This is a genomic window from Gardnerella sp. 30-4 (genome assembly GCF_001641215.1).
GTDB classification, from domain to species: Bacteria; Actinomycetota; Actinomycetes; order Actinomycetales; family Bifidobacteriaceae; genus Bifidobacterium; species Bifidobacterium leopoldii.
Genome location: NZ_LXJL01000083.1, coordinates 1 through 3190 on the forward strand (window position 1 = coordinate 1; position 3190 = coordinate 3190).

General features: G+C 42.6%; 3 protein-coding genes and 1 other RNA gene. 2 read left to right on the forward strand and 2 right to left on the reverse strand.

The annotated features are described in order from the left end of the window. Positions 1-49 precede the first annotated feature (49 nt). Entirely contained in the window at positions 50-538 is a 489-nt protein-coding gene (locus A5294_RS05070; RefSeq protein WP_064340615.1) for a Panacea domain-containing protein, read from the forward strand. Position 539: 1 nt separating this feature from the next. Continuing rightward, the gene (locus tag A5294_RS05075) at positions 540-869 is read left to right on the forward strand and encodes a hypothetical protein (protein WP_064340616.1); all 330 of its coding nucleotides are present in this window, start codon (positions 540-542) and stop codon (positions 867-869) included. A gap of 39 nt (positions 870-908) precedes the next feature. Here the strand turns inward: A5294_RS05075 and A5294_RS05080 are convergent, their stop codons facing one another. Together A5294_RS05080 and ssrA are read right to left on the reverse strand one after the other, a co-directional pair. Continuing rightward, positions 909-2339: a site-specific integrase gene (locus A5294_RS05080; protein WP_064340617.1), complete on the reverse strand. Its 1431-nt coding sequence runs from the start codon at positions 2337-2339 to the stop codon at positions 909-911. Between the two features lie 232 nt (positions 2340-2571). Continuing rightward, positions 2572-2968, reverse strand: a transfer-messenger RNA (tmRNA) gene (gene ssrA, locus A5294_RS05085). Positions 2969-3190 lie beyond the last annotated feature (222 nt).

Below are 3190 nucleotides of genomic sequence, written 5' to 3' on the forward strand. Positions count from 1 at the left end.
AATGAGCATTTTTTATAATATTTGATATGATTGCTGTGAGGTGGTATGTATGGAGGAATTACAAGGCATTGGCGCTAATGCTACGTGGGTAGCTAACAATATTCTTCAGCGTGCATTTCGCGATAAAGTTGACGTTTCGCCAATGAAATTGCAAAAGCTATTGTATTTTGTAACGTGTTTATATCAAAGAAAAACTCGCAAGCGTTTACTGTCTGAGCCTTTCCAGCAATGGAAGTATGGACCAGTGTGCCGTAGTGTTTATGATGAATTCCATGTATTTAGAGGCAATCCTATACGTAAATATGGGAAAGATTCAGCTGGCAACATGTACCGCATCGATGAAGATAACAATAAAGAATTAGGAAAAGTTCTTGATTTTGTCTGGGGAATGATGCGTAATATGTCGGCTGTGGAATTAAGTCGTATTACTCATCGTAAAGATTCGGCATGGAGTAAAGCTTATGAGAAGGAAGACCTTTATATTGATGAGAATGATATGACTAACGATTATACATTCGACGACGTTATGGGGGCTTAAAATGCCTAATGCTATACCTGATAATATTACAGAAGATGAGCCTCCTGCTAACAAAGAAGATAATCAGCTCAATAATAACGACGATAGTCTACGTACGCAAAGTATTACTCCAGCTCAAAAACAGGCTTGGAATACCGAAAATTTCAAAAACAGTAGTGCGTATTCATTGATTAGTATATGCGTATTGGATATAATCATTCTTATTTTTATTGCTTGTTTCTATAAAGATGCTCGATCTACTACAAACATGGGTATTGACACTCTTAAGACATTTGCATTAACTGCTATGGGATTTCTTTTTGGACGGACAAGCAATAATAATAAAAATTAAGATTTTTGCATTTTCAGCGCCTTTTTGCGTATTTTTAGCCTAAAGTAGCCGTGAAAGTAGCTGAATTTGATTTTCTGGTGGCATTTGGCTGATTATTGTTGCTTGTCTTGTTTTGTCTATTGCTTTGAGTGTTGTTACTTGTTGATCTAGTGTGAGTGCTGCTAGTACTGCTATGAGTGGGTCTTTTTCTTGATTTTGTGTAGGTCCTACAGTTTTTTGTGTTTCTACGTTTTGTGGTTTTATGCCGAGTTGTTCTTCTTTTGCTTGCTCATTAAGTCTAGCTGATGTCCGCTTACGTTGTGCTTGACTGATTTGCTGGTATACAGATACGGTTTTAATATCGCTATGCCCTGCGACTTCCATGAGTTCTGCAAGGCTTGCGCCTGCTTCTCCGTAGTGCGTGAGCGCAGTGTGCCTAAGGTCATGGAAGTGCATGTCTTTTAGTGACGGCATGTGTGCTATTGCGCGGTTGAAGCTTTCTCTAAGGCTTGCTGGTGCAACGAATGCTCTAGGTGTGCGAGTGTGTAGAATCAGTTCATCTGGTTTGCCGCTTTGCATTTGTTGACGCATGTGTATTTCAAAGTATTCTCGCGTCCATTCTGGTATTGGTACTTTTCTTATGCTGCTTGCTGTTTTTGGTTTGCCTACTTCAAGGCGTCGTTTTTGCCCTAAATGGTTTATGCTTTTAAGGCTTTTACTGACGCTGATTGTCATTGCGTCAAGGTCTACGTCGCTTCTGGTGAGTGCGCAACATTCACCTTCGCGTAAGCCACATGCTCCAGCTAGCATGACTCCGATGCGCAAATGTGGTGCCATCATGCTGTATATATCAACGAGTTGCGCAATGCTGATGGCAATGCTTTCGTGCCTCGTGCGTGGTTTTTTGAGTTTGAGCGTGCAAGGGTTGCGCTGTAATAGTGTTTCTCCAGCAGCATTTACTTCTTTCGTACAAGCGTAGTTGAATATGCTCCTAAGTAGTGTGTAGCAGTGCGATCGTGCTACTGTATTTCTTCCTGTAAGTTCGTCACAATCGAACGCATCGTACCAGTTTTGTATATCTTTGCTTGTGATTGTTTTGATGCGTCTTTCTCCAAATGCTGGTAGTAGGTAGTTGCGCAATCGTCCTTCTTTGTGCGATTGCGTGGTTTCTTCCAGCCTGCTTCCGTCTGGTTTGCGCTGATTTTGCATATAGTCGTCTGCTAGCTGTGCGAATGTAATTGAGCTTTTATCTATCTCGTGGCGATTTAGTTTAGCTGGGGGAGTCCATGTGCCTAATGCTATTTCTTTTTCTGCTTGAGCAAGCCATGCTTCTAGCTCTACGCGGTAGGCTGCTGGCAAGGTGCGCGTGAATTCTTTTGGTAGTGACGGGTTTTCTGCTAAGGCTGCTGGAGGTGTTGAGTAACGTGCAACGTACGCAGCACCGTATGATCGTGTTACTTTTTTAAGCCTTCCAAAACTACGCCGTGCCATAATGCATACCCCTTCGCATTAACCAATTTTTAGCACTTAGGGCAATGAAGGGCATCGATTTTCTGAAGGTCATTTTTCAATGCCCTCTATAATGCCCTTCATAATGTATTATATCGTATCAAAATGTATTATTTTGCACAATTCGATATTAAAAGCTTTTGAGTCTAAAGCATTGGAAACATTGGGATTTGCTACAAAAAACGCCACTGTGTGAGCAGTGGCGTTGTTGCGTTTGTGGAGTCGCGGGGAATTGAACCCCGGTCCGGTGACCGTACCCTCGGTCTTCTACGTGCGTAGTCTGCTGGCCGTGCGGCAGTTTTTCTGCCCCCATGTTATCGCAGACAATTCATGGCGAGCATATCTACAGTCAAAGTCCCTGAATTGTCCTGCAGCTCGGCAATTCAAGCAAGTCTTCTTATGACGTTCAGCACCACTCCGAAGACGTGAGTGGGTGAACGGAGCAGCTGCTCACTGGTTAATCCTGGCGCGAAGCTCAGGCAGCGAGAGCGAACTCAGTGCGATTAGATTTAGCACTTATTCTTTTGCGAAAGGACGTTTACGAGTGGACTTCCGCATTCTCGGCACGCTTCCCCGCGGCGAACAGATCGCCGTCGAAACCGATCGACCCCTTTTGATTTTTCAAACAATTGTTGCTCTAGAGCACACATTTCTACATTGTATCATATTTTAACGCGACGAACTGCTTGAGCACTTATTCCTCACGGCATAGTCGTTCGGATGATTTTTTTTTGGGGGGGGGGTATTGATTAGTATACTATTAGTTAGGTGATTTTATTTGCCAAGCGTAAATATGAGTTGTAGTTGATTTGTAATGAATAAAAGATTATAAC